The sequence below is a fragment of the Bacillus sp. TH25 genome (assembly GCF_016650935.1).
Lineage (GTDB): Bacteria > Bacillota > Bacilli > Bacillales > Bacillaceae_G > Bacillus_A > Bacillus_A mycoides.
Window position 1 is genome coordinate 958,802 of record NZ_JAEKEU010000009.1, and the last position, 21,899, is coordinate 980,700.

At 33.2% G+C, this 21,899-nt stretch carries 17 protein-coding genes and 6 pseudogenes; 4 read left to right on the top strand and 19 right to left on the bottom strand.

Annotated features, from left to right (window positions below):
- The first annotated feature begins 455 nt into the window (after positions 1–455).
- Positions 456–905: a MarR family winged helix-turn-helix transcriptional regulator gene (locus tag JFT89_RS09320; RefSeq protein ID WP_002016629.1), complete on the top strand. Its 450-nt coding sequence runs from the start codon at positions 456–458 to the stop codon at positions 903–905.
- A gap of 585 nt (positions 906–1,490) precedes the next feature.
- Here the strand turns inward: JFT89_RS09320 and JFT89_RS09325 are convergent.
- The 11 genes and pseudogenes from JFT89_RS09325 to JFT89_RS30725 all read right to left on the bottom strand — a co-directional run.
- A pseudogene (locus tag JFT89_RS09325) lies at positions 1,491–1,637 on the bottom strand (DNA cytosine methyltransferase); the annotation flags it as partial.
- Positions 1,638–1,643: 6 nt separating this feature from the next.
- Positions 1,644–2,477 (bottom strand): annotated as a pseudogene (locus tag JFT89_RS09330) (anthrax toxin lethal factor-related metalloendopeptidase); the annotation flags it as partial.
- Between the two features lie 157 nt (positions 2,478–2,634).
- Positions 2,635–3,000: pseudogene (locus JFT89_RS09335) on the bottom strand (IS4 family transposase); the annotation flags it as partial.
- 309 nt (positions 3,001–3,309) lie between these two features.
- Positions 3,310–5,739, bottom strand: a complete 2,430-nt coding sequence (locus tag JFT89_RS09340) for an insecticidal delta-endotoxin Cry8Ea1 family protein (RefSeq protein WP_201039815.1) — start codon at positions 5,737–5,739, stop codon at positions 3,310–3,312.
- 367 nt (positions 5,740–6,106) lie between these two features.
- Positions 6,107–6,283: pseudogene (locus JFT89_RS09345) on the bottom strand (IS4 family transposase); the annotation flags it as partial.
- A gap of 306 nt (positions 6,284–6,589) precedes the next feature.
- Positions 6,590–7,540 (bottom strand): nucleoside hydrolase, encoded by a 951-nt coding sequence (locus JFT89_RS09350; protein WP_061675856.1) that lies wholly within the window; start codon positions 7,538–7,540, stop codon positions 6,590–6,592.
- A gap of 206 nt (positions 7,541–7,746) precedes the next feature.
- Entirely contained in the window at positions 7,747–8,409 is a 663-nt protein-coding gene (locus tag JFT89_RS09355) for an IS6 family transposase (RefSeq protein WP_201039816.1), read from the bottom strand.
- A 506-nt stretch (positions 8,410–8,915) separates the two neighbouring features.
- A pseudogene (locus JFT89_RS09360) lies at positions 8,916–9,458 on the bottom strand (S-layer homology domain-containing protein); the annotation flags it as partial.
- Between the two features lie 159 nt (positions 9,459–9,617).
- Positions 9,618–10,731 (bottom strand): annotated as a pseudogene (locus tag JFT89_RS09365) (RNA-guided endonuclease TnpB family protein).
- An 11-nt stretch (positions 10,732–10,742) separates the two neighbouring features.
- Positions 10,743–11,141 (bottom strand): IS200/IS605 family transposase, encoded by a 399-nt coding sequence (tnpA, locus tag JFT89_RS09370; protein WP_085313153.1) that lies wholly within the window; start codon positions 11,139–11,141, stop codon positions 10,743–10,745.
- A 157-nt stretch (positions 11,142–11,298) separates the two neighbouring features.
- Positions 11,299–11,490, bottom strand: coding sequence for a choline-binding protein A (locus JFT89_RS30725; protein ID WP_201040016.1), 192 nt, complete (start codon positions 11,488–11,490; stop codon positions 11,299–11,301).
- Positions 11,491–11,693: 203 nt separating this feature from the next.
- Between JFT89_RS30725 and JFT89_RS09380 the strand changes: the two genes are divergently transcribed.
- From JFT89_RS09380 to JFT89_RS09390, 3 genes are all read left to right on the top strand, one after another.
- The gene (locus tag JFT89_RS09380) at positions 11,694–11,927 is read left to right on the top strand and encodes a hypothetical protein (RefSeq protein ID WP_002016601.1); all 234 of its coding nucleotides are present in this window, start codon (positions 11,694–11,696) and stop codon (positions 11,925–11,927) included.
- Positions 11,928–12,151: 224 nt separating this feature from the next.
- The gene (locus JFT89_RS09385) at positions 12,152–12,397 is read left to right on the top strand and encodes a hypothetical protein (RefSeq protein ID WP_002169373.1); all 246 of its coding nucleotides are present in this window, start codon (positions 12,152–12,154) and stop codon (positions 12,395–12,397) included.
- Between the two features lie 31 nt (positions 12,398–12,428).
- The gene (locus JFT89_RS09390) at positions 12,429–13,406 is read left to right on the top strand and encodes a CgeB family protein (RefSeq protein WP_201039817.1); all 978 of its coding nucleotides are present in this window, start codon (positions 12,429–12,431) and stop codon (positions 13,404–13,406) included.
- 125 nt (positions 13,407–13,531) lie between these two features.
- On the opposite strand, the gene pseI is transcribed toward JFT89_RS09390, so the two are convergent.
- From pseI to JFT89_RS09430, 8 genes are read right to left on the bottom strand one after another with little or no spacing between them, the layout of a single operon-like run.
- Positions 13,532–14,581: a pseudaminic acid synthase gene (gene pseI, locus JFT89_RS09395; RefSeq protein ID WP_201039818.1), complete on the bottom strand. Its 1,050-nt coding sequence runs from the start codon at positions 14,579–14,581 to the stop codon at positions 13,532–13,534.
- Entirely contained in the window at positions 14,574–15,134 is a 561-nt protein-coding gene (gene pseH / locus JFT89_RS09400) for a UDP-4-amino-4,6-dideoxy-N-acetyl-beta-L-altrosamine N-acetyltransferase (RefSeq protein ID WP_002069616.1), read from the bottom strand. Before pseH ends, pseI begins: the two co-directional genes overlap by 8 nt.
- Position 15,135: 1 nt before the next feature.
- Complete coding sequence (gene pseG / locus JFT89_RS09405) at positions 15,136–16,236, bottom strand: UDP-2,4-diacetamido-2,4,6-trideoxy-beta-L-altropyranose hydrolase (protein WP_201039819.1); 1,101 nt, start codon at positions 16,234–16,236, stop codon at positions 15,136–15,138.
- A 39-nt stretch (positions 16,237–16,275) separates the two neighbouring features.
- The gene (locus tag JFT89_RS09410) at positions 16,276–17,271 is read right to left on the bottom strand and encodes a cytidylyltransferase domain-containing protein (RefSeq protein WP_201039820.1); all 996 of its coding nucleotides are present in this window, start codon (positions 17,269–17,271) and stop codon (positions 16,276–16,278) included.
- The gene (gene pseC, locus JFT89_RS09415) at positions 17,272–18,477 is read right to left on the bottom strand and encodes a UDP-4-amino-4,6-dideoxy-N-acetyl-beta-L-altrosamine transaminase (protein WP_201039821.1); all 1,206 of its coding nucleotides are present in this window, start codon (positions 18,475–18,477) and stop codon (positions 17,272–17,274) included.
- On the bottom strand, positions 18,477–19,439 hold the full coding sequence (locus tag JFT89_RS09420) for a dTDP-glucose 4,6-dehydratase (RefSeq protein WP_201039822.1): 963 nt from the start codon (positions 19,437–19,439) through the stop codon (positions 18,477–18,479). Before JFT89_RS09420 ends, pseC begins: the two co-directional genes overlap by 1 nt.
- Positions 19,436–20,461 (bottom strand): SDR family NAD(P)-dependent oxidoreductase, encoded by a 1,026-nt coding sequence (locus JFT89_RS09425; RefSeq protein WP_201039823.1) that lies wholly within the window; start codon positions 20,459–20,461, stop codon positions 19,436–19,438. Before JFT89_RS09425 ends, JFT89_RS09420 begins: the two co-directional genes overlap by 4 nt.
- A 33-nt stretch (positions 20,462–20,494) precedes the next feature.
- A complete protein-coding gene (locus JFT89_RS09430) occupies positions 20,495–21,898 on the bottom strand; it encodes a CDP-glycerol glycerophosphotransferase family protein (RefSeq protein ID WP_033728997.1) in 1,404 nt (467 codons plus the stop codon).
- Position 21,899 lies beyond the last annotated feature (1 nt).

The following is a 21,899-nucleotide window of genomic DNA, read 5'->3' on the forward strand; positions in this document are numbered from 1 at the left end:
TAGCCCAACGGTAGGTGGGAGATGAATTTCGATTTTGCATAGCCAAAAACTTTTGATAAATTAGCTATATGAAGTTCTTTGATAACCTGATATATGAGGTTGCAGGAAGAAAATAGAGTACGAAAACCAAGCCATTCGGTTCCTGCGTAAAATATCAACTGTACCAAGAGAGCGTCCAAGGGTTGGACATCTAGGGGTGGAACACCCCGAAGTAACGCTCAGGGAGACGAAAGGTTACTTTCATCGTGGAACTGAGAAGCTCTCGCTTCAAGCTTTGCTAAGTGGCGAGTAGTTCACGTATTCTATCTTTTCATAAGATGACTCCAGATAATGAGATATACTATCGCTTGGAAAAAGAACAGTAAATTCCGACTTAATTTGACTCTATTCTTCTCTATATGTTAATGTTATTTTTATATAATTAAGTACTTAACTAATGAGGGAGTGGTGATTTTATGACAAATTCTGCAAATAAATTAACTACAATAGATGTACTTAGTCAAGCTATATATAGCCTGACTGCAGCCGATGGACGTTTAAGAGGGCGAGCTACTCGTACATTAGGAGCTGTTTCAATGGTCCATGCCCGAACCCTTAAAGTATTAGCTGAGGAAGGTGAATTATCAGTCAAAGATTTAGCTGATCGAGCAGAAACTACCGCCGCTGGTGTTACCCAATTAATCAATGGATTGCAGCAGGCTGGCTACGTTGAGCGTGTTCGTTCAAATAACGACCGAAGAATTGTCAACATCCGACTTACACCTAGTGGTTTAAATTGTCATTTAGAAAGAGAGAAAAAACTAAATCATATTCTTAATGCGACCCTTTCAGATTTTGATGCGGAACAACTCAAACAGTCTGCGGAAATAATAAGACGTCTAGTTCATGTACTTGACCAACTTTGACACTCCCACCCCTAAAGGGGCAGGCTGACAAACGTCAGTGGGATTCTTGCTACCAAAGGCGAAGTCCATTTCTGGTATCGCTGACGTGCAAAATTGCGGTGTGCCATTACCACTCTCACGACAGACCGTATAGGTTTGTGAGCTACGGTACTATAACCATACCGTACAGATCGTTGCGTGTTCATATGTATTAGCGTCTTGTTCTTGACGACACATACCATTTTACCGATAGCGTGAATTCGGCTATCGAACTCCATATGATATCTTGTTTTCAAGGAACACATAGGCGTTTTAAAGACTTGTGCTTGTCTATCGTTCAAGTATAATCAAAACACAACTTTTTTTCTATGAAAAAGCGCTACTTTCATCTCAAGCCTAAAAGCGGACTAAAGTCCGATATAGGCTTTCCCATATCGCGAAATCTGTAATGTTTTTATAAATCTTTCTTGATTTCTCCCATCACCATCAAATTAATTAATTTATTGCTCCATAAAATTTTCTTTATGGAGTTACTTTGAAATCCTAGGTCGATGGGCATTTGTTTTTCTTAGCTTGATAGCTGTGTGGTAGGATCCCTTGTTAATCAGCCTGATTACAATCAGTATCTAATGTCTGAACAACACCTTTCCCTCCTCTTCCCCTTCTAGTTTTACTCCCTGGAACAGAATAATTAACACTATCCCCCACTTCAGCTACTGCATATCCTTTTTTTTGTAGCTTCTTTAAAACCATAGTTAACTCTGCCTTCTTGTTATAATCTACTTTTGCGAATTCTCGATCACTATATCCTTTTAAAGACCAAGCAAATTGATTTCCGTCTAATAGTTCATTAATAGGTTCTGTTTAATTGGAATCCCCTTGAACTTTTTTAATTAATAAATCTATGCATCTATAAGTCAATGGAGCCTTATCTTTTAGCTCTTGCTTGGATGATTCGCTAAAATAATAATATGTAAAACATTCCGCAAAATATTCTTCCTTATTTTCGTAATATTTATTCGGGAAAAATTTCTGTCTCTCTTGACTAAAAGGAATATCAAACAAATCAGTATGACTTATATTTAAAAAAACCACTCGATCAATTGCATGCGCTATTTCATGAAGTTCTAAATTAATAGAACCATGCCCCTTTCCTCTTTCACTAAAACCTATTCTAGCCATTACAGGTTTTCCACCAATATCAGATCCCACACCTGGTACATCATCCCAGGTCAATTGTTTTCCTTCGGCATTGGTTTGCCCCTCCCATCCTCGTGGAATTAATCCTTTTAGGTCCCTGTACTCGTCAGACTCAGTGATAGGATAATTAACAAGTTTTACATATGTTCCGTCTGCCACTAATTTATCAAGTATGCCGCTTTTTATTTTTTTTATTCTATCAACCATATGTTGTGCCTCTTGATATTCTTCCACATTATTTCCTCTTATATCAATATGAATAAGATTTTCATTTTTAGTCTGTTGTTCTTTTATAAGCTCAAGTTTGTTTACAGTTTCGGCTGCAATGGGATGGTTTGTAAGGGAAATAGAAAAAATAAATATCAATAATATCAAAATTGTATTCTTTTTCATATAAATCCTCCTGTTATATGATTTTTAATAACCCTTTGATTAAATAGGGATATTAAAAAAACAAAATTGATAGTGATTGAAGAAATAAGCATTCCTTTTAAAAGCCTCATTTCATGATTCCAATAATTCTGAGTTAATTTTATTTTCCATACTTGTTTGCCTTTTTATATTGTATGCATTGAAGGTCTTTTAAATGAAAACAACCTAAATCTCGGATACATAAATCATTTGCTGTTACAGTTGGGACACACAGAGAGCCGTAAGTGCGATCATGTTGTTTACCTGGGCCTGTATGAATATGTAGGAGCTCTCCACCTGGATAAACCGATGAAAATACACCCGGGAGTTGAAATGCAGTTGAATCTAAAATACGAGTATGCTTGAAAACAGAAGTGTATGGAGAAGAAATCGGCATAGATGCGGCCAATTTTTTGCTTAGTAGTTCGGCTAGTAGGTGTTGTAAAGGTACTTATTAAACCGTTGATTCAGTCCCTCAGGACTTGATGAGCGCTTCGGTTGATGCGACTTACTTTAAAAATGGACTCAAGTTCATTTAGTGAATAATTACCATCCTCCCATTCTTTCAATATATTAAATTTATCCTTCGCAGAGTAAACTTTTTTAGACATTAACAAAACTCTCCTTCAAGCAAACAGATTTTTATTTTTTATCTGTCTACCTAAAGGAGAGCATATCAGTTTAGAAAGAATAACGTTTTCTTGGTACTTAGAGGTATTGTTGATGGGCATGTATGGCGCTCCTATCAGTATATCCAAGTTTGATAAACCATTTTTATATGTTTCAAAGTTTTTACATCAGAACCCATATTAGTTTAGCTTTTTTTTGCACCTATAACTTGGACATCATCAAATAATACATTAGATGTTCCATTTGACGTTAGAATCCCAACATGAGTGTTTGCTAAATCCCTACTTGTAATAAATTCTAGTTGCATTTCTTGATAGCCTGCTTTCCCCTTAAGCTCGACTGTTTTTGTTATTCGCTCATGTTTCAAATTATCTGTGAATATCGTTACCTTTTGTCTCTCATTTCCATCACTGGAATCCAATTTCACTTTTATACTCAAGGTATATTTAGAGAATGGTAATACTTGATCCTGAATATAAGTCCAAGTATCTCCATTTGTACCAATCATACCAGCTTTCCCTGTGATACCTCCATTTACAATACCACCTAGGTTAATCCAATTTAACCGTTGATCGTCAAAATTATCCCGCGCTATCACTTGATCCCGTTCCACCGGTTCTAATTCAATTTGATCTAAGGAGAATTTACCTTGTGAATTTTCCAATTTCAAATCATGTGCACCTTTTGTTAACTTAACAATAGGGCCTTCTACAATCTTGTAAGAACCATATTCTCCTTTAACAGTATCCGCTGCATTTCCAGTAATAGGAATAGTAGTGTCATCTATTTTTGCATAGTTACCACCAGGTTTTCTATGTGAAAGACTGATTTTAGAATTCTCGTTAGCTGCAACCTTATATCTAATTTTATATTCCTGTTCTTTAGAAATTTCGACACCATATGCTAAATAAGAATTGGTAGTATCAGTTTTCATCGCCTTTTGCTTAGCATGTATAGATTCCACTTGTGGTTGAAAATTGCTCATTCCACGGTTATACTTTGCAGCTGGGATTGTTGTTATCATATTTGTCATTAGATAAGTGGACGACTGTGTAAGATTCTTGTCGACAAACCCAAATACTACTGCATCAATACCTTCAAATCCTGGATAGGTACTTCTGTTAAATGCGTGAATTTGAGAAAGTTTTTGATTCGGATATTCAAAAATATCTTCTTTGTATGATCCGCCTGAAAAATATCTACCAAAGTAAGGGTTATCTCCCCCAGTATCAAATTTAAAGTCAATATAATTAGGAGTACGGCTTGATTGCGCCTTAACTCTAGTAATCGGATTATCAGAAGGATTTATAAGATTCTTTAAAGCCCCCCCACTTGCATTTCCAGTCCATCCAGGAGTAGTCCAATTGGAACCACCATTCTGCTTATCAGAAAACCATGGTTGAATAGCATCAATACGATCAAAAGATCGTATATCAAGCTTGTGCAGATCCCCTTTATATTCTTGAGAATCTAGGATCTTTTGTATGTTTTCCCATGTTGTTCCTTCCCCTGTTCCTCCTTGTGGTATGACTGCGCCTTTAATAGAAGAATAAATTTGCCTAGAATTTTCTTGCATTACGCCTTTAGAATATGTTTCAGGATTTGTTGCTGGAAACAAATCTACAAAATCTAAAACACTTAATGTATATTCCCTTACATAATCATTAATATGATTCCATCTGTCAGTATTTCTATTTGGTTGTTGCGTATTAATCTCTTCAGCTTCTTTTTTCCTTTTTTCCAATCCATCATTATATACTTTCATAGCATAATTCGTATATTCTTGAATAAGTTTTTTCTGATTATCCTTATATCCTTGCCATTGATCTTTATCCATTCCCCATTCTTCACCATATAAAATCATATCTCTCTGCAATAAGAGATGAGCATTTGCAGCTTGCACAAAGATTGGAGCTGTTATTTGTTGATATACAGAATCATTTGATTTTTCAGGCGTTTGAATAACAGCAATAAATTCTTTCAACTTCCTATCTGCTGCTCGGACAGCTTCAATCACTGGTGTGCCAGGCTCTTCTACTCTTTTTAAGCTATTTTTACTGTCATTATATATTTGGAGAACCCGTTGATACTCTTTTATCGCTGACATAGCCCCATTAAATTCAGCACCCATAAGATATTTATGATAATCATTTATTTTACTATCTATTTTTTCATCGATGTATGTTTCTAATTGCCTCCACATATCCGTTCCGTTAGCATCATTAGTAGGAATAAACACACTCCAAATACTTGCTAAAAGACTAGCTGGTGGTGGTAATAATGATAATCCTGTTGTCATCATGCCTTTTAGAAAAGAAATAGTACCCGAACCAGCATCCCCTTTGTTCTTAATATTGACTAATAAAGGTTGCCACTGATTGTTATTAAATGCATCTATAAATTGTGAAAAAGTTACTCCCTTATAAGGGTTCTCAAACCAACCATATGAATCTATCGGAAGGCTATTTTGATTAATATTTTTTGTTTGATTTTCTTGTAAATCTTCTTTTTGTTCATTTTCTGCAAATGCCGTATAAGCAGTTGGAATGTAGGTTCCAGCAAATACACCTGTAGCTAATGCGATAGATAATATTTTCTTTTGTTTCTTTGTCATAAAATCCCCCGTTCCCATAAGTAAATCCCCTTATGCTTTGTTCTTTGGGTGCTTCTGATACAAAAATTCAGAAATATTTTCTTGTCAAATTCATGCCTATAGTCTTGAAAATAGAAGAAGTATACTCTAATTTCATTGGGATATAGTCTTAATAGTAATGATTGACACAACATTTAGCAATTCTATGAAAATCCCCGCCTTTGATAGCTATTATGTTTATTTAAAAGTATATTTTTAAATATTCCTCTTAATAAACGTAGTAAAAAAAGAAAATTTAATGTGAAAATCATACACTAAAGGTTAACTATCATTTAAAAAAGACATAATATTATAACTTTTCTTACATTTATTGAGTTTTAATAAAAGGGCTAGCGACTCGTTGACTAATCCAGATATAAATGGTGGCTAAATCTGAGCCAGAAAACTTACGTTTCTGCTTTACAAACCCAAGTTCTCTTGCAAGTTCTTCTAAAAATACAGGTGTCACATATCGTTGTAATTCCTCTGCAAATGGTTGTAGTTCATCTTGAATCGAGAGATTCATTAAAAAAGTCATCCTTTCTAAATAAGCTAGATTAGAAAGGATGACTTTTTTTGGTACTTGAGGGTATTAAAATCTCTTAAGTTGATGGGTAAAGGGTAGCACCACATGGTCATCAAGTTAAAATTTTAATGTACCAGCAATTAGGGGGATTTTATTTTGTTAGCTTGATAGTGATAGGATACAGTCAACATTTCGGAAGTTTTGTATGCTAGACGAATTTCAACCTAATAAAGTCGAATTCCGGTACGTTAAATGCAGTGATATTTCATTCACATAATCCGTATTATCTGAAGTTAATAAAGTCTGTTACACTCTCTTCTTTAGGAATGTTTCCATAATATCCTTCTTGAATCTTTCATAATCAAACTGAAAAACTACATTATGTGTTTTATAGCCTGGATTAGTAACAAAACGAAAGTCTGCAATGCTTTGACCAAATCCCTCCCCTTGATCAGGAATGACTTTAATGGGTACCCTTGAAAGGCTAACAGCCTCTTGATTCAGCAAATACCACACTGTTACAAAATCATGCATAGGACTTCCACTTATACCAGGATTAGACTTAGAATAGAAATTATAATAATAATCTAACATAGGTTTGATGATGAGTCCTGCAAGATCCTGTGTATTCCGATGAAACTCATCTATTTTCTGAACCATTTCGGGTGTAACAATCGCATGTTGAGTCACATTTAAAGGAATAATTGTCAACTTCTTCGCATGCTGCAGAATTAAGTTTGCTGCATAAGGGTCTGCGTAAAAGTTAGCTTCAGCCACGGCAGTTACATTACCTGGATAGAAAAAAGCCCCCCCCATGCAAATACATTCTTTAACATTTCGCATTGTTTCTAAATTCAATACAAAAGTCGTAGCTAGCGAAGAAAGTCTTCCTAAATTGATAATTGTAAGATCTTCTAAATTTGATTCTATAATTTGATAAATATCATTTAAAGGATAAACTGGATATGAAATTTCAGGGGGAATGATAGGTCCTAATCCGACTTTTCCATGTACCTCAGGGAAATACTGAATCAATATACCTGTCAACGGTACAGAAGCACCAAGGAATACAGGTATCTCTTCTCTTCCCGCAATGTACTTCAAATAGTTAATATTTCTTATTGCATTTTCTCTTGATACATTTCCATAATCGGCTACAATTCCTACAAGATGAATGTCTTTACGAAAAAAGGTATACAGTATAGCAAACGCATCATCAATCCCCAAATCTGTAAACAGGAGAACCTTTTTTTGCATATCTCTTCCTCCCAAATCTATAGAATCCTACTTTCACTAATGATGTAGTGATCAGACTAAGCTTGTATGTATATATTTTATGTATTCTTAAAGAGTGGATTCTATTCACTTGAAATAGCTTTGCTCATCTAAATTTGATATTATGTCAAGGGTTCTGTTGCAAAGTTTCTTAACGGAGAAAAAGTTGGTATGATTGCAGATGGGTTTTATTCAATCGTTAGTAATTGTTGTAATTCATTATACGTCGAAAAAACGAAGTTTGGTTGTTGCAAACTTCGTTTTCGTTTATATAAAGCATGAACGGTTTCAATACCTTTCAAGGTACGTGAAGCATGACGAAGGCTTTGAAATCCTGTGGATTTGGCAAAACGCCTTTTTACATGTCTATGGTCTTGTTCAATGAGATTGTTCAAATGTTTGACTGTACAATGAGTTGTACGTCTATAAAAACCTTGTTCTTTTAATTTGTTAAACGCGCAAAGTAGCGCTGGGGCTTTGTCCGTTGTAAGAACCGTTGGTTCTCCAAAAGCCTTCACCAATCTTTTCATAAAGGCATATGCTGCCTGATGATCTCTTGTTTTTCGAAGTTGAATATCCAATGTATATCCATCCTTATCGATCGCACGATATAAATAACGCCATTTTCCTTTCACTTTTATATAAGTTTCATCTAATTTCCACGATGATTGTACCTTTTTGTTTTTCTTTTTCCAGATTTGATAGATCAAATTTCCATATTCATGGACCCAACGCATAATAGTTATTGGATGAACCGATATGCCACGCTCTCTCAAAAGTTCAGATACATCGCGATAGCTTAAAGAAAAACGACAATAGTAGCTGTTTCTTTTAAATAAAGTTTGATTCAAAACATATTAAAAAGTTGTTTGTATTAAAAGAGAACCCTTCATACTTTGAAAAAAGATTGATTAAAAATAGAATTACTCTTGTGAACTAATACACAATTTTTATAAAAAAGTTTGATTGAAATTCATCATAAATCCTGCTACAACAACATTTCTTTTAAAATGTATTCTTTAAAACGGTTAAACTTTTTTCAAAACGGTACGACTTTATTTCAAATCCACACTTAGAAATTGTTTTTTAATTTTCAACACCTTATATACCGTCTTAGTGCTTGTATTTTAAAAATAGACTATAAAAAATGCACCTCTAATTGTCAATTATGTGACTAACAATTAGGGTGCATTTTTTGATCAAATTAGTTAGTTTTTTCAAAACCTATAACTTTGATTAGAGAAAAGATGAATTGTGTTGATATAAACTTTTTTACACTCAAAATGATGAGTCAATTTCAAAACAAACTGGTACGAAGCCTATATAGGCTTCGTATTAAAAACATCTTATAATAAGATTAAATAGGCTTTGGTACAAAATTTAGATTTAAGTTGATTGCTCTATATAAAAATACAGCCATTTCTGCTCTTGAAACATTCGTTCCTGGATTGAAATTTTTATTTCCTGTACCACTTGCAATCCCATTGCTATATAAAGCTTTTACATATTCATTCGCCCAATGATCTTTCATATCATTAAATTCATAATTAGCTTTGATTTTCAAGTTAAATGCTTTTGTTAACACTACTGCAATTTCAGCCCTTGTCGCAGCGTTTTTTGGATTAAATGTCTTTTCCCCATTTACTGAAAAAATACCGCTCTTCGTTAAGGACAAAATTTCTTTTTTAAATGGGCTATCATTTATATCTGTAAAAGGATTATCACTTGTATCCGGCAGTGATAAAGATTTATATAAGACGGCTGCTAATTGTTCACGTGTAAGATTATCATTTGCACCAAAGTAACCATTCCCATATCCATTTATAATTTTATTTCCTGCCATATATGATATTTGTTCATATCCCCAATGACTTTCTGGAACATCTAAAAATACATTAGGAACTTTAATGCCATTTTCAGTGAACTACCCGCCACTTAACGTCCTAACGGACTGTTTGAAGTTGGGGCTTCTCGGTTAGTCGTTACTTTTGATAGCTAACGAATTCGTCTTAAGACAGCCGAGCTAACTCCCTTGTTCCAAAGGTTATTTTATTGCTATTTATGCTAACGCTAATAGGCGTATTGCTTCATTTTTGATATTGATAGCTGCGTTATAATCTCTATCGAGATTTACACCGCATATGCAAGAATATACTCGTTCAGACAATGTCATATTTTTTACATTCCCACAACTGCTACATGTTTTTGTGGAAGGAAACCATTTGTCTATTTTCATAAATTGTTTTCCTTGTTCGTATAGTTTATAAGCTAAAAAAGAAGTGAACATTCCCCAACTATTGTCAGCGACACTTTTTCCAAAATGAAGTGCTTGCGACATTCCTTTCATGTTTAGGTCTTCAATAGCTACAACATCAAAATGAGTAGCCAACTCTTTAGACTCATGATGAAGGAAATTCTTACGTTGGTTAGCTACTTTCTCATGTAACTTAGCTACACGAATACGTTGTTTATTCCAACGCTCAGAACCTTTATTGCGTCTTGCTAATACTCGTTGTGCCTTTGCTTAATCGGTCTAACATTTTACGATAGAACTTAGGATAATTGGCTTTCTCACCCTCAGAACTAACATATAATCCATCCATCGCAAAGTCTAATCCAACAACTGTTTCTACTTCTTTTTGTACAATCTCTTTTTCGTATTCAGTCAAGATGGACACATAGTATTTACCAGTAGGTGTCATAGAAATCGTACATGACTTGATCATATAATCTTGTGGTATCTCTCTATGCTGTTTGATACGTACCATTTTCAGTTTTGGCAATTTGATATGACTATTAAGCAACATAATATTTCCGTTTACTACATTCGTTGTATAAGACTTTCTGTCTTTTTTACTTTTGAATGTTGGGAAGTCATTTTGACCACTAAAGAAATTCTTATAGGCAGTTTGCAAGTGTAGTTGAGCATTTGCCAGAGCTAATGAGTCAACTTCTTTTAACCACTCAAATTCTGCTTTATATTTCGCGGGAGTTGGAGGCTTTTGTTTCCTTAGTTGTTCCTTATCATCTTTGTATTTTTCGTACGCTTCTTTCCGTTCTGCTAACATTCTATTATACACGAAACGTACACAACCGAAGGTTTTACGCATAAGATATGCTTGTTCTTCTGTTGGATACAAACGGAATTTATATGCTTTATTATGCTTTGTCATATCATTTCACCTCACTTTTCACCTTGATTTTCAATATATTTCTTTACTACATCTATTGGAGAACCACCAGTAGTTAGTAAGCAAAAACTTCTTGACCAAAACATCTCTTTCCAAAGTTTCTTTTTCACTTGTGGAAAGTCTCTCTTGATTAGTCGAGAACTTGCACTCTTATAAGCATTGATGAATTTTGTCATTTCTGTATTCGGATGTGCCTTGAACAAAATATGAACATGGTCTACATCATGATTCCACTCTACCAGTGTTATGTTGTAATTCTCGGATAACCTGATAAACATGTCTTTTGCATAATCTGACATATCATCATCAAACACATTTCTTCTGTATTTCACGACCAACACAAGATGATAATACAACAAGAACACTGAATGATTATTGCTGTCTAATTTCATTAATATACCAACCTTTGTACTTTATAAGACTGATTATATCAGAGGCAAAATAAAAAGCAAAGCCTTTTGGCTACGCCAAACCGAAATTCATCTCCCACCTACCGCTGGGCTACGCCCTTCACGCGCTTGAGGAAGGAGAATTCTTTCGAGGAATTCGTTAAAATAATATAACTTGTCCCTTAATAGTTTGTAAGCCTGTTTGCATAACACCATCTTCATTAAAGTAGTATTTGTATCCATTTATAGATTGTAGGCCTTTAACCAGAGGGCCCTCTTTATCACGATAATACCAGTTTCCATCTTTTTGAAACCATTTAACCCAAGGATATTTCTCACTAACTTCTTTTATATTAAAATATTATATTTTTAAAAACAAATAACATCCAGGCTAACTAAAAAAGATAGATGTAAGTTAATATACTACTTTTACGTTTTTATATAATTCTAGTTTTTTATTAGTCCAAACATTTCATATTGTTACCACATACAATATGAAATGTTTGAATTGAATTGTATTATATTAATCAAAACTTAAAGTTAGGAGGGCTTAATATGGCAGAATGTACAGGTTTGGCTTGCTTTTTATTCTCTTCGTGGCCAACAGGAACGGTTGTTACAATTACCACTAAATCAGGACAAATTATTGGACCTGCTACTTTTTCATTGTTCTTTCCGACTATTTGTGCGGTTGTATTAGTTGAAGAAGATGTGATAACCCCCTCTTCTACCAATACCATATTCATAAGTTGTGAAGATATAGAAAGTGTTACTTTAACCACCCCTTAAGATGCTTCAAGTGGTTAAAGTTCAATCCATAGTTAAGACATTCTAATGAATGTCTTAACTATGGATAATCTAATCAAAATGCTCCAAAATGTATTATTCCATTGTATCTATCATTTCAATAAGTTGCTTTAAACTGAATTTTTTCCCTTCTAAAGGTTACTTGTCTACACATCCCTCTACATACTTTCATATGATATAGTATATTGTTTAAAGGAGGGATAAATTTGTTCTTATGTAATTTATTTCGTTGTTCAGGTGGAGTCTGTAGTATTTTTAAAAATTTACAACCAGGCGAAGTCGTTACTGTGACTGGTAAATCTGGAAATATTATTGGACCTGCTATTTTTACAAATTTTAACCCTAATACTTGTATCGTCACATTAGAAGAGGAAAATTCAGTTACTCCTCCTACTACAAGTATTACTAAGATCAGTTGTAAAGAAATAGAAAGTGTTACATTTATCTCATAATATATTTTAAACCTAAAGCAGGGATTGAAATATGAAACTCTTATACATTACTTCTGGTTACTCAAAAATCTATCAATATCTAGATCAAAGCATACAGAGAACACTTATCGATCAAAATTTCGAATGGTTAGCAGTACAGCCGAGTGAATTAATAGAGCAATTGGATTTCATTATAACAACGTTTCATCCTGATATTGTTTTCACCTTATTAGGTAATCATCTACCACAAAAAGCAATTCAATATTTTAAAAAAAGGAACATTAAATTAGCTGTCTGGTTAACAGAGGACCCATTTTATATAGATACCTCTCTTCTTCTATTAAATAACTTTGATTTTATATTTACTATTGATAGTGAAGCACTTAAATATTATTCAGGTTTAGGATATACCAATGTATACCACTTACCATTAGCAACTAATATAGATGTATTTAAGCCTGGTCTAAGAAATTCGAAATATAAAAGTGAAATATTGTTCATTGGATATCCTTATCCAACTCGAGTAAAATTGATGCAGTTTCTTTTGGAAAAAACCCCTTATCACTATACTGTTATTGGTCAACACTGGAGAAATAAGTTAATTAAAAAATGGAAAAATCACCGAAGAATTAAAATTATAGAAGAATGGATTCCACCTCAAGAAGTTGCACTCTATTATAATAACGCTAGTCTTATATTAAACCCTCATCGTAGTCATCTATTTTCACAGAATAAAAATAAAAATAAAGTAAAAAATAATACCATTAATAATCGTACGTTTGATATTGCAGCTTGCCAAGGCTTTCAAATTATTGAAGAAAAATCTGACCTTTCATCTTTCTTCAATAAAGATGAAATTATATCCTATAATAGCTTTGAGGACTGTTTAAATAAAGTATCTTTTCATTTGAATGATACGATTTCGAAAAGATTAATGGTCGAAAAAATTCATACAAAAGTTATTACACAGCATACTTTTCATGAGAGAATCCATTTTATTACGACTATTTTACAATCACAACTTCATTAGGTTATTAAATTAAAAATATCTTTTCTTCTATAATCATTCTGAATAAATTAAAATGCCTTTTCATTAAATTGAAAAGGCATTTTAATTTATTCAACGAATTCCTAGTAGTATCTAATTGTACCCTATCAAATAAGATCCCACGAAACAGGTGTTCCTTTTTCAATGTCCTTATTCGCTTTCTTTCCGATAATTTTGGATAGGTGTTTTGGTAATAAGCCATTACCTGGTCTAATAGCTTTAATATTTTCTATCGTGAAAGCCTCTCCCGCTTTTATGTTTTCTACAACATATAATGACCTTCTAAATTTTAAAGAATCTTTTTCTAAATCAGTAGGGCCATAATATACTTTCCCCAAAGATTCCCATGCTTTTTCAGTTTCGCTTACTAATAATTTAAATTCAGCAGGTTCCATTGAAAAATCAGCGTCAACTCCTCCATCCGATCTCGAAAGCGTTAAATGTTTCTCAATTACTGTGGCTCCCAAGGCGACACTCGCTACAGATACTCCTACCCCAAGTGTATGATCAGACAAACCTACTTCACATTTAAATAACTCCTTCATATGAGGTATCGTAGCTATATTTGTAGATTTCGGAGATGCAGGATACGTACTTGTACATTTTAATAGAATTAATTCTTTACATCCCTCTTCTCTCGCAGCTCTTACTGTTTCATCTAATTCAGCAATAGAAGCCATACCTGTCGAAATGATTATTGGTTTTCCTGTCGTTGCTACTTTACGTATGAGGGGAATATCAGTATTTTCAAAAGATGCGATTTTATAACAAGAAACATTCAATGATTCTAGAAAATCTACAGCAGTTTCATCAAATGGAGTACTAAATGGTATCATTCCTAATTCTATACAGCGATCAAAAATGGGTTTATGCCACTCCCATGGTGTATATGCTTCTTTATATAAATGATAAAGTGTTTTACCTTTCCATAAGCTTTTCGTATCCTGAATTAAAAAATCACTATTTTCTATATTTAAAGTCATTGTATCTGGTGTATATGTTTGAATTTTAAATCCTTGTGCTCCAGCCTCTGCTGCTGCCTCTACAATTTGCAAGGCTCTATCTAATGATTGATTATGATTCCCTGACATTTCTGCAATAATAAATGGTGGCGAGCTATTGCCAATCTCTCTACCCCCGATATATAAATTACTCATATTTTTCACCTTCAATTTCTGTTTTTATAGCTTCTTTCCTTTCCATCCATTGTTCATAAAAAAGGGTCATTGTAATAACGTCGATAAATTCATTATCCCTGAAAATATGGTTCACATATCTTCCATCTTCCTGGAAGCCGAGTTTCTGATGAAAGTTTAAACTAATACGATTTGATTCTAATATTTCTGCACATACTTTTTGTATGCCATTTGTTTCAAAAATATAGTCTAATGCTACTATACCTAATACAGTTCCAGCACGCCTTACACTCTGTTTATCTCCTATATAAAATCCCCAATTACAAGTTCGATCTATTTTATTTATTTTTGTAAAATTAACAAATCCAATTGGCTTTTCTTTATATATTAGTAATCTTGCAATCATTGTTTCATCATATTTTAGTTTTTCAAACCATTTATAGTGTTCGTCTATTGTTATTTTATGATCTTCGTACATAACAGAACGAATTTCTTCTGTATTCCTCCACTTTAAAATAAGATTTAAATCTTTCTTTTCTATACATTTCAAATGGAATTTTTCAATGTTTAACATACTATCCTCCTAAAATAATTTTTGTTATTTCATCCGAATTACTGGCACACTTTATGGCAAGAGCTTTATTAGACATTTCTCTCACTTTATCTGAATCTGTTAAAAGTTTGTTTAGACATTTCGTAATGGTTTCATCTGAAACACTTTCAGCTGTACCGATATTCCATGTAGCTCCGGCCTCCGCCACAGCTTTGGTTACTTCTATTTGATTTTGTGCAGTTGTAATTGTTATAGAAGGTAATCCAAGAAAACAGCGCTCCCATGTTGTTGTGCCCCCAGCTCCTATCCCTAAATCCGCTCGTATCATAAACTCTTCAATATTCTCTATTTGACAATAAAATGAAGCGTTTGAAATGCTCTTGCAATAATTTTGAATATCTTTCTTATGAGGATTTTGGCTTCCTACCACTACATCTATTTTTAAAGTATCACTATTAATATTTTGTATAGCTCTTAACGTTTTTAATGTCTCATTCGTTACATCGTGCCCACCAAAAAATATAAAAATATGTTCAACCGCACCCGTTCTTTTTCGTAAAAATTTCTTAGCAGAATGGAACTCTGGCCGTAATATGGCATATTTAGGTCCTAATTTTATTAAAGAGTGCTCTGGTATTAATTCTTTATAGCGTTCATTAAAACTTTCGTATAGATTTTGATCTAATAACAATTCACAATCATGTACTCGATCTGCAAGATCATCGATTACCATAATCTTTTTTACAGTTTTTCTTAAAGCAGTTTCCCACTTTTCATCTAATCCATAATGATCAACAATTAACCAATCAAAATTGGGAAGTTGCGACAAAATATCATTGGTCTGTCGTGCATCAACAAACCAATGACATTTTAGCCAATCCAAATAACTCCCGTGTACTGTACTTAAGAAATTCGTATTTTCACCATCTGCATCTAACAAAAACACATGAAATCCCTTATTTAAAATATATTGCTGCAAATCACCTTGCAGCTTACGACAAATGAAATAAACTTGAGCACCTTTATTCCGTAACTCATGGGCCAGTGTTAAGCAACGCATAATATGACCGGTACCTATTTCAATAGATGCGTCGGCGCGAAAGGCAATTTTTTTCTCAAGCAAGTTACTCCCTCCTCACTAAAAGCACTACAATTTATTAATTTATAATTTCGTTTCTCTATTTAACTCATCCACTAATGATTGTTGATTTGCCCATTTCAATTTCACATGACTATTGATTTGAATAAGTTCAGGATTTCGAAGGATATAATCTTTTATTTGATGAAAAAATAAAGGTTTAGATTTTACATTCAGACTTTTATAAAGTTCATTGAACATATCTAAATCTGGTTGTTCATCTAATGTTAACCTCCAAGTAGGGTAACAAAATGGCGGAGGGAGTTTTACTATATTGACCCGGAATAAATGTGGATTATTAATAAAATAAAACGGAAGGTATTCTGCATAGGTTAAAGTTTTTGGGGTTTGTAGCAATCGTTCGATTGCCTCTAAAGTAAAAATATCGCCTGCTGTTCCGACAGGTAACGTACTTAACTCTGCCTGTGTATAGTCTGCACCGCTTTTCAAATGTTGATCTAGTAAAAAAGTATTAATTTCTGGTGATACAACTGGGCAATCTCCGGTAATCCGTATTACAATATTTGCCTTTTCTTGTTTTGCAGCTTGGAATATGCGATCAGCGGTATTTTCTGGATCACCCCTGAAAATCTTAACTTTCCCATCTAAATCAAATTTTTCCAAAGGATCATCTTGTGCAATATCTGAAGTAGCAAGTATGACCTGGTGTTTCCCTGGAATAGCTAATGTATTTATAAGACATCGTCCAATGGAAGGAACTCCATGTATTGGCAATATTGCCTTTAAAGGTAACCTAGTAGATTTTAACCTACAAAGTACAATAATTACTACTTTAGGAGGTTCAATAACCTCTTTCGTTAATGGAGTTCCTGCTTGCAAATTATATAAAGCTACTTGAGGTAATAATTCCTCAAACTGAAGCTGGTTCAGTGCATTTTCAACGATACCTAGTTCCATATCAACTTTATTAGCTGTAATGATTTCTCCTTTTTTTATATCAACTTTTGTTACTGCTCTTAACAACTTTTTGTTTCGCAATTCTAATAACACCCCTTTCATTTAATGTTTAGCAACTCTATAAAACGAAAGAACTTTTCTTACTGCTTTTATTACATCCCCTACATCACCTTTTGTCATTTTAGGAAATAGAGGAAGTGTAATAATTTCCTCATATAAATTTTCGGCTTGTGGACAAAGGCCTTTTCTATAACCCAAATTTTGATAAAACGGTTGTAAATGTACGGGTATATAGTGCACATTCACACCAATATTTTCTTTTTGTAATGCCTCATAAATTTCTTTTCGATTACCCTTTAATAATTTAGTATTTAACCGAATGATATAAAGGTGCCAACTTGAGTGGGTTTGGGGCAATTGCTTTGGTATGATGATTTCAGGTAAACTATTAAATTCTTTATTATAAATGTCTACATATTTCTTTCTAATCTTAATAAAAGAATCTAATTTACTTAACTGTGATAAGCCAAGAGCAGCCTGTATATCAGTCATCCTGTAGTTGTAACCCAAAAATTGCATTTCATAATACCAAGGCCCATGATTATCAAGAAGTTTTTGAGGATTCCTTTCAATTCCATGTGTACGAAATTGAACAAGCTTTTCATAAAGCAAAGTATTATTTGTAGTAATTACTCCACCCTCTCCTGTTGTAATATGTTTCACAGGATGAAAGCTAAACATTGTCATATCACCAATTGAACCAATCTTTTGGTTTTTATAAGTGGCTCCTAATGCATGTGCTGCATCTTCAATGATAATCAAGTTATTCTCATTTGCTATTTTTTTTATTTTATCTAATTCTACAGGCTGCCCAGTAAAGTGTACGGGAATAATAGCCTTTGTTTTGTTTGTAATCTTTTCCTCTATAGACTTAGTACTGATATTGTATGTTTCATAGTCTATATCAGCGAAAACTGGCTTTCCACCCTGGTATAAAATACAATTTGCACTTGCTACAAATGTCATTGAGGTTGTAATTACTTCGTCTCCCTCTGTGATTCCAGCTGCATAGCAGGCAGCATGCAAAGCAGCTGTACCACTTGAAAAAGAAACAGCGTATTTTGCCCCAACGTATTTTGCTATAGCCTCCTCAAACTGTTGAATCGTTGGTCCTGTCGTTAAAAAGTCTCCTTTTAATATATCTATAACTGCCTGAATATCATGGTCATCAATTTGTTGTTGACCATAAGGCAAATATGTTCCTCTAACAGGATTTCCCCCATGTATACCGAGAATTTCCCTGGCCATTATTCTTTCTCCTTAGGGTTAATTTTTAAAGATTTAATCCACTCTTCTGTTTTAATAACTCCATCTTCTAAAGAAACTTTCGGTTCCCAATTTAATATTATTTTTGCTTTTTCATAGTTACATAATAATTTTTGAATTTCACTTTGTGGATGGATATGAGTTACATGTTGAATACTTACTTTATTTCCCGAAATCAATTCTGCTAATTTATTAATTGATATATCTTGTCCTGTTCCTGCGTTGATAATATGACCATTTGCTTTAGAAGAATAGCCTGCTTTCACAACGAAATCTGCACAATCTTCAACGTATAAAAGGTCTCTCGTTTGTTTCCCATCTCCATAAATATTTACTGGCATTTTATCTAATTTATTATTTATAAAAATGGCAACAACCCCACCTTCACCTCCAGTTTTCTGGAATGGTCCGTACGTATTAAATGGACGAATTACCACAACTGGAAGCTTATAAGCATAATAGTAAGATAGAACCATATTTTCAGCAGCTATTTTTGATCCAGCATATGGAGAAGCTGGTTTAATGGGGTCTATTTCTGATATTCCTTGTGTATTAGTAGCTTTATCATATACCATACAAGTACTCATAAAGACCATTTTGACATTATGCTTATGACATTGTTCTAACAAATTAAAAGTACCTATTGTATCATTTTCAAAAGTCGTTCTAGCATCATCTATACTATCTTGAACATTAATACTTGCTGCTAAATGATAACAAAGGTCAAATGAATGATCTTTAAATAATTGGTCCACCAATTTTTCATCTTTAATATCTCCTTGTATACATTGCTTCAAGTTTAAATCATGAACGAACTCGATAATATTTGCTGTAGTTGAATTCGCTAAATTGTCTAATATCCATACTTCATGCTTATCTTGCAATAATCGATTTACAACCCACCTACCAATAAATCCTGCACCACCAGTTACTAATATTTTCATAGTTTCTCCCCTCCTGTTAGTAATTGCTGGTTTATAATCAAATTTCTAAGTTCTTCTTTTGAAATCGCATCTTGATGATCTGAGCGATAAAATCCTGGCTTCGCTCTATTGGCATTTTCATATTGAGCACCTTTTTTTAGTGGACTTGGTAGGATAAACATATCCGGTAATTCAAAAGCCTGTAAAGATTCATCATGTGTCATAAGTTCTTCATACATTTTTTCACCAGGTTTTAATCCAATTTCTTCAATCTTAATACTGTCTTTGGACAAACTATACAACTTTGTAACTTCTTCTATCATCACTTCACTTAAATCTTTTAATGAAATAACTGGCATTTTCAATATGAAAGTTTCACCGCCCTTTGCTATTTTCATTGCTTCAATGGTTAACATCGTTGCTTGTTTCAGTGTCATCATAAATCTGCTCATACTAAGATCAGTTACAGTTATTTTGTGATTTTCTTTAATTTGATTTTCAAATAAGGGAATTACAGAACCTCTCGATCCCATAACATTTCCGAAACGTACACTTGCAAATATTGTTTCACTAGATCCTTTTGAATATTCCGCTGATGTTATCAATCTTTCAGCTGTTAGTTTTGTTGCACCGTAATTATTTGTTGGTGAAATTGCTTTATCAGAGCTTGTGAAAATCACCTTTTTTACTTTCTGGGCAATTGCTGCTTTTATTACATTTTGTGTTCCAAAAATGTTGGTCAATACCGCTTCAAACGGATTATATTCACAAAATGAAACATGCTTCATCGCCGCAACATGGAACACATAATCAATATTTTCCATTGCGCTATATAGGCGATCATAATTTCGAATATCCCCAATTAAATAGCGAATATTATGATTTTCACCCCTAAACTCTTCTTGTAATAAAAATTGATTATATTCACTTCTACTAAAAATTCTTATAACTTTTGGCTTTCCCTCTAAAACATTAGAAAGAATGCTTTTTCCAATTGTTCCTGTTCCACCAATAATTAAAACGTTTTTATTTTTAAAAAACATAGATATGAATACCTCCTCTTTTTAAAATAATGTTTATCCTTGTGCGCTTTGAATTAAGCCTTGCAACTTTTTGGTGCTTACTTCTTGTGGATAATTTTCACTAATAAATTGTTGTCTTAATTCTTTTGCTAGACTTGACTGCAAAGAATCGTTTAGGACCTTTTCAATCGTGCTCACCATATCTTCAATAGAGTGATTTACAAGCCAATCTAATTTATCATAATACTTATAATCTCTATCCTCTAATAACGATTTATAAACAACTACAGGTATATCTAATAACATTGCCTCTAACCCAACTGTTGAATTAGAAATAACCACAAGATTCGCATGTAAAATAACATCATACATGTTCACTTCATTTGTTATATATTTAACATTAGGATATACGTTACTTAACCGAACATATTCTCCCACTAGGTTACGCCCTTTTTCCCAAGGATGAGGCTTTATAATAACTGTGATATTTTTGTCTTTAACTAATTCTTCTGTCAATTCGATATAAAATGAAGTTTTAAATGGCTGGGTTGCAATAAAAACTACTTTTGTAGAGGGGTCTATTTTTAATTGTTTAAAAAGATTCTTTTTATCCATATATACCCTATCGAAGATATCATCATATCTGGGATGCCCTATAACCTCAATTTGAGATTCACTGACCCCTTTTTGAAGGTACCAATCTCGTTCATATCTTCCGTATACAACCTGTTTTGTAGCGAAAACTGGAAAGTATGCTTCTTCACCCATTATCGCACCATGCTGAAGACAATAACTCGGTATCCCTTCACTTTTAGATAGAAAAGTAAGAGCTCTGCTTGCTATATCCTCCGTTGTGCCAACAATCACACCAGAAATAACTTGTTCTTTAAATATGAAATATGCCATATTAAGTTTCTCAATCATAATAGGGAGGTCGCTGAGTAATTTTTTTTGAAAAAACATGTTTGAAAATAGTGGATGTTTATTAAACTTTGAATAGATTTTTTTAGCCTTTTCGATGAAAACATGTGCAGTATTAGGGGCTTTATTTATATAATCTGGTGCACAAATTGTAGGAAGACCATAAAGTTCTGTCTTTTTTGATCTAGTTAATATCTTTGTATGATTTGGATTAAAGTGAGTAAAATTACTTACTGAAAAACGGAGATAATCTGAATTCAGGAGAATCACTCCATTTTGATTTATTCTTTTTATCTTTGATTGAAATGAAGACATTCTTTTTTCAAACTCTAACTGCAACTGTGTTTCCTCTATAGGTTCAATTGACAGTTGTTTATAAAAATCTTTTTCTTTCATTTTATTTTTTACATCTTCGTCCAAATATTGATAGAAATTACTCAATAATGGTAAAGGAACATTATAATGCTTTAATTCAGAAAAAACATTTATATATTCTAGATTTAATAACCAGTAATTTTTCAAATAGATGTCACTCAAT

What these genes read in the sequence shown, in the direction of transcription:
- JFT89_RS09420 (WP_201039822.1), bottom strand. Translation starts at nt 19,439, where the DNA reads ATGAAAATATTAGTAACTGGTGGTGCAGGATTTATTGGTAGGTGGGTT.
- JFT89_RS09390 (WP_201039817.1), top strand. Translation starts at nt 12,429, where the DNA reads ATGAAACTCTTATACATTACTTCTGGTTACTCAAAAATCTATCAATAT.
- JFT89_RS09340 (WP_201039815.1), bottom strand. Translation starts at nt 5,739, where the DNA reads ATGACAAAGAAACAAAAGAAAATATTATCTATCGCATTAGCTACAGGT.
- JFT89_RS09350 (WP_061675856.1), bottom strand. Translation starts at nt 7,540, where the DNA reads ATGCAAAAAAAGGTTCTCCTGTTTACAGATTTGGGGATTGATGATGCG.
- tnpA (WP_085313153.1), bottom strand. Translation starts at nt 11,141, where the DNA reads ATGAAATTAGACAGCAATAATCATTCAGTGTTCTTGTTGTATTATCAT.
- JFT89_RS09410 (WP_201039820.1), bottom strand. Translation starts at nt 17,271, where the DNA reads ATGAAAGGGGTGTTATTAGAATTGCGAAACAAAAAGTTGTTAAGAGCA.
- pseH (WP_002069616.1), bottom strand. Translation starts at nt 15,134, where the DNA reads ATGTTAAACATTGAAAAATTCCATTTGAAATGTATAGAAAAGAAAGAT.
- pseC (WP_201039821.1), bottom strand. Translation starts at nt 18,477, where the DNA reads ATGGCCAGGGAAATTCTCGGTATACATGGGGGAAATCCTGTTAGAGGA.
- pseI (WP_201039818.1), bottom strand. Translation starts at nt 14,581, where the DNA reads ATGAGTAATTTATATATCGGGGGTAGAGAGATTGGCAATAGCTCGCCA.
- JFT89_RS09425 (WP_201039823.1), bottom strand. Translation starts at nt 20,461, where the DNA reads ATGTTTTTTAAAAATAAAAACGTTTTAATTATTGGTGGAACAGGAACA.
- JFT89_RS09320 (WP_002016629.1), top strand. Translation starts at nt 456, where the DNA reads ATGACAAATTCTGCAAATAAATTAACTACAATAGATGTACTTAGTCAA.
- JFT89_RS09380 (WP_002016601.1), top strand. Translation starts at nt 11,694, where the DNA reads ATGGCAGAATGTACAGGTTTGGCTTGCTTTTTATTCTCTTCGTGGCCA.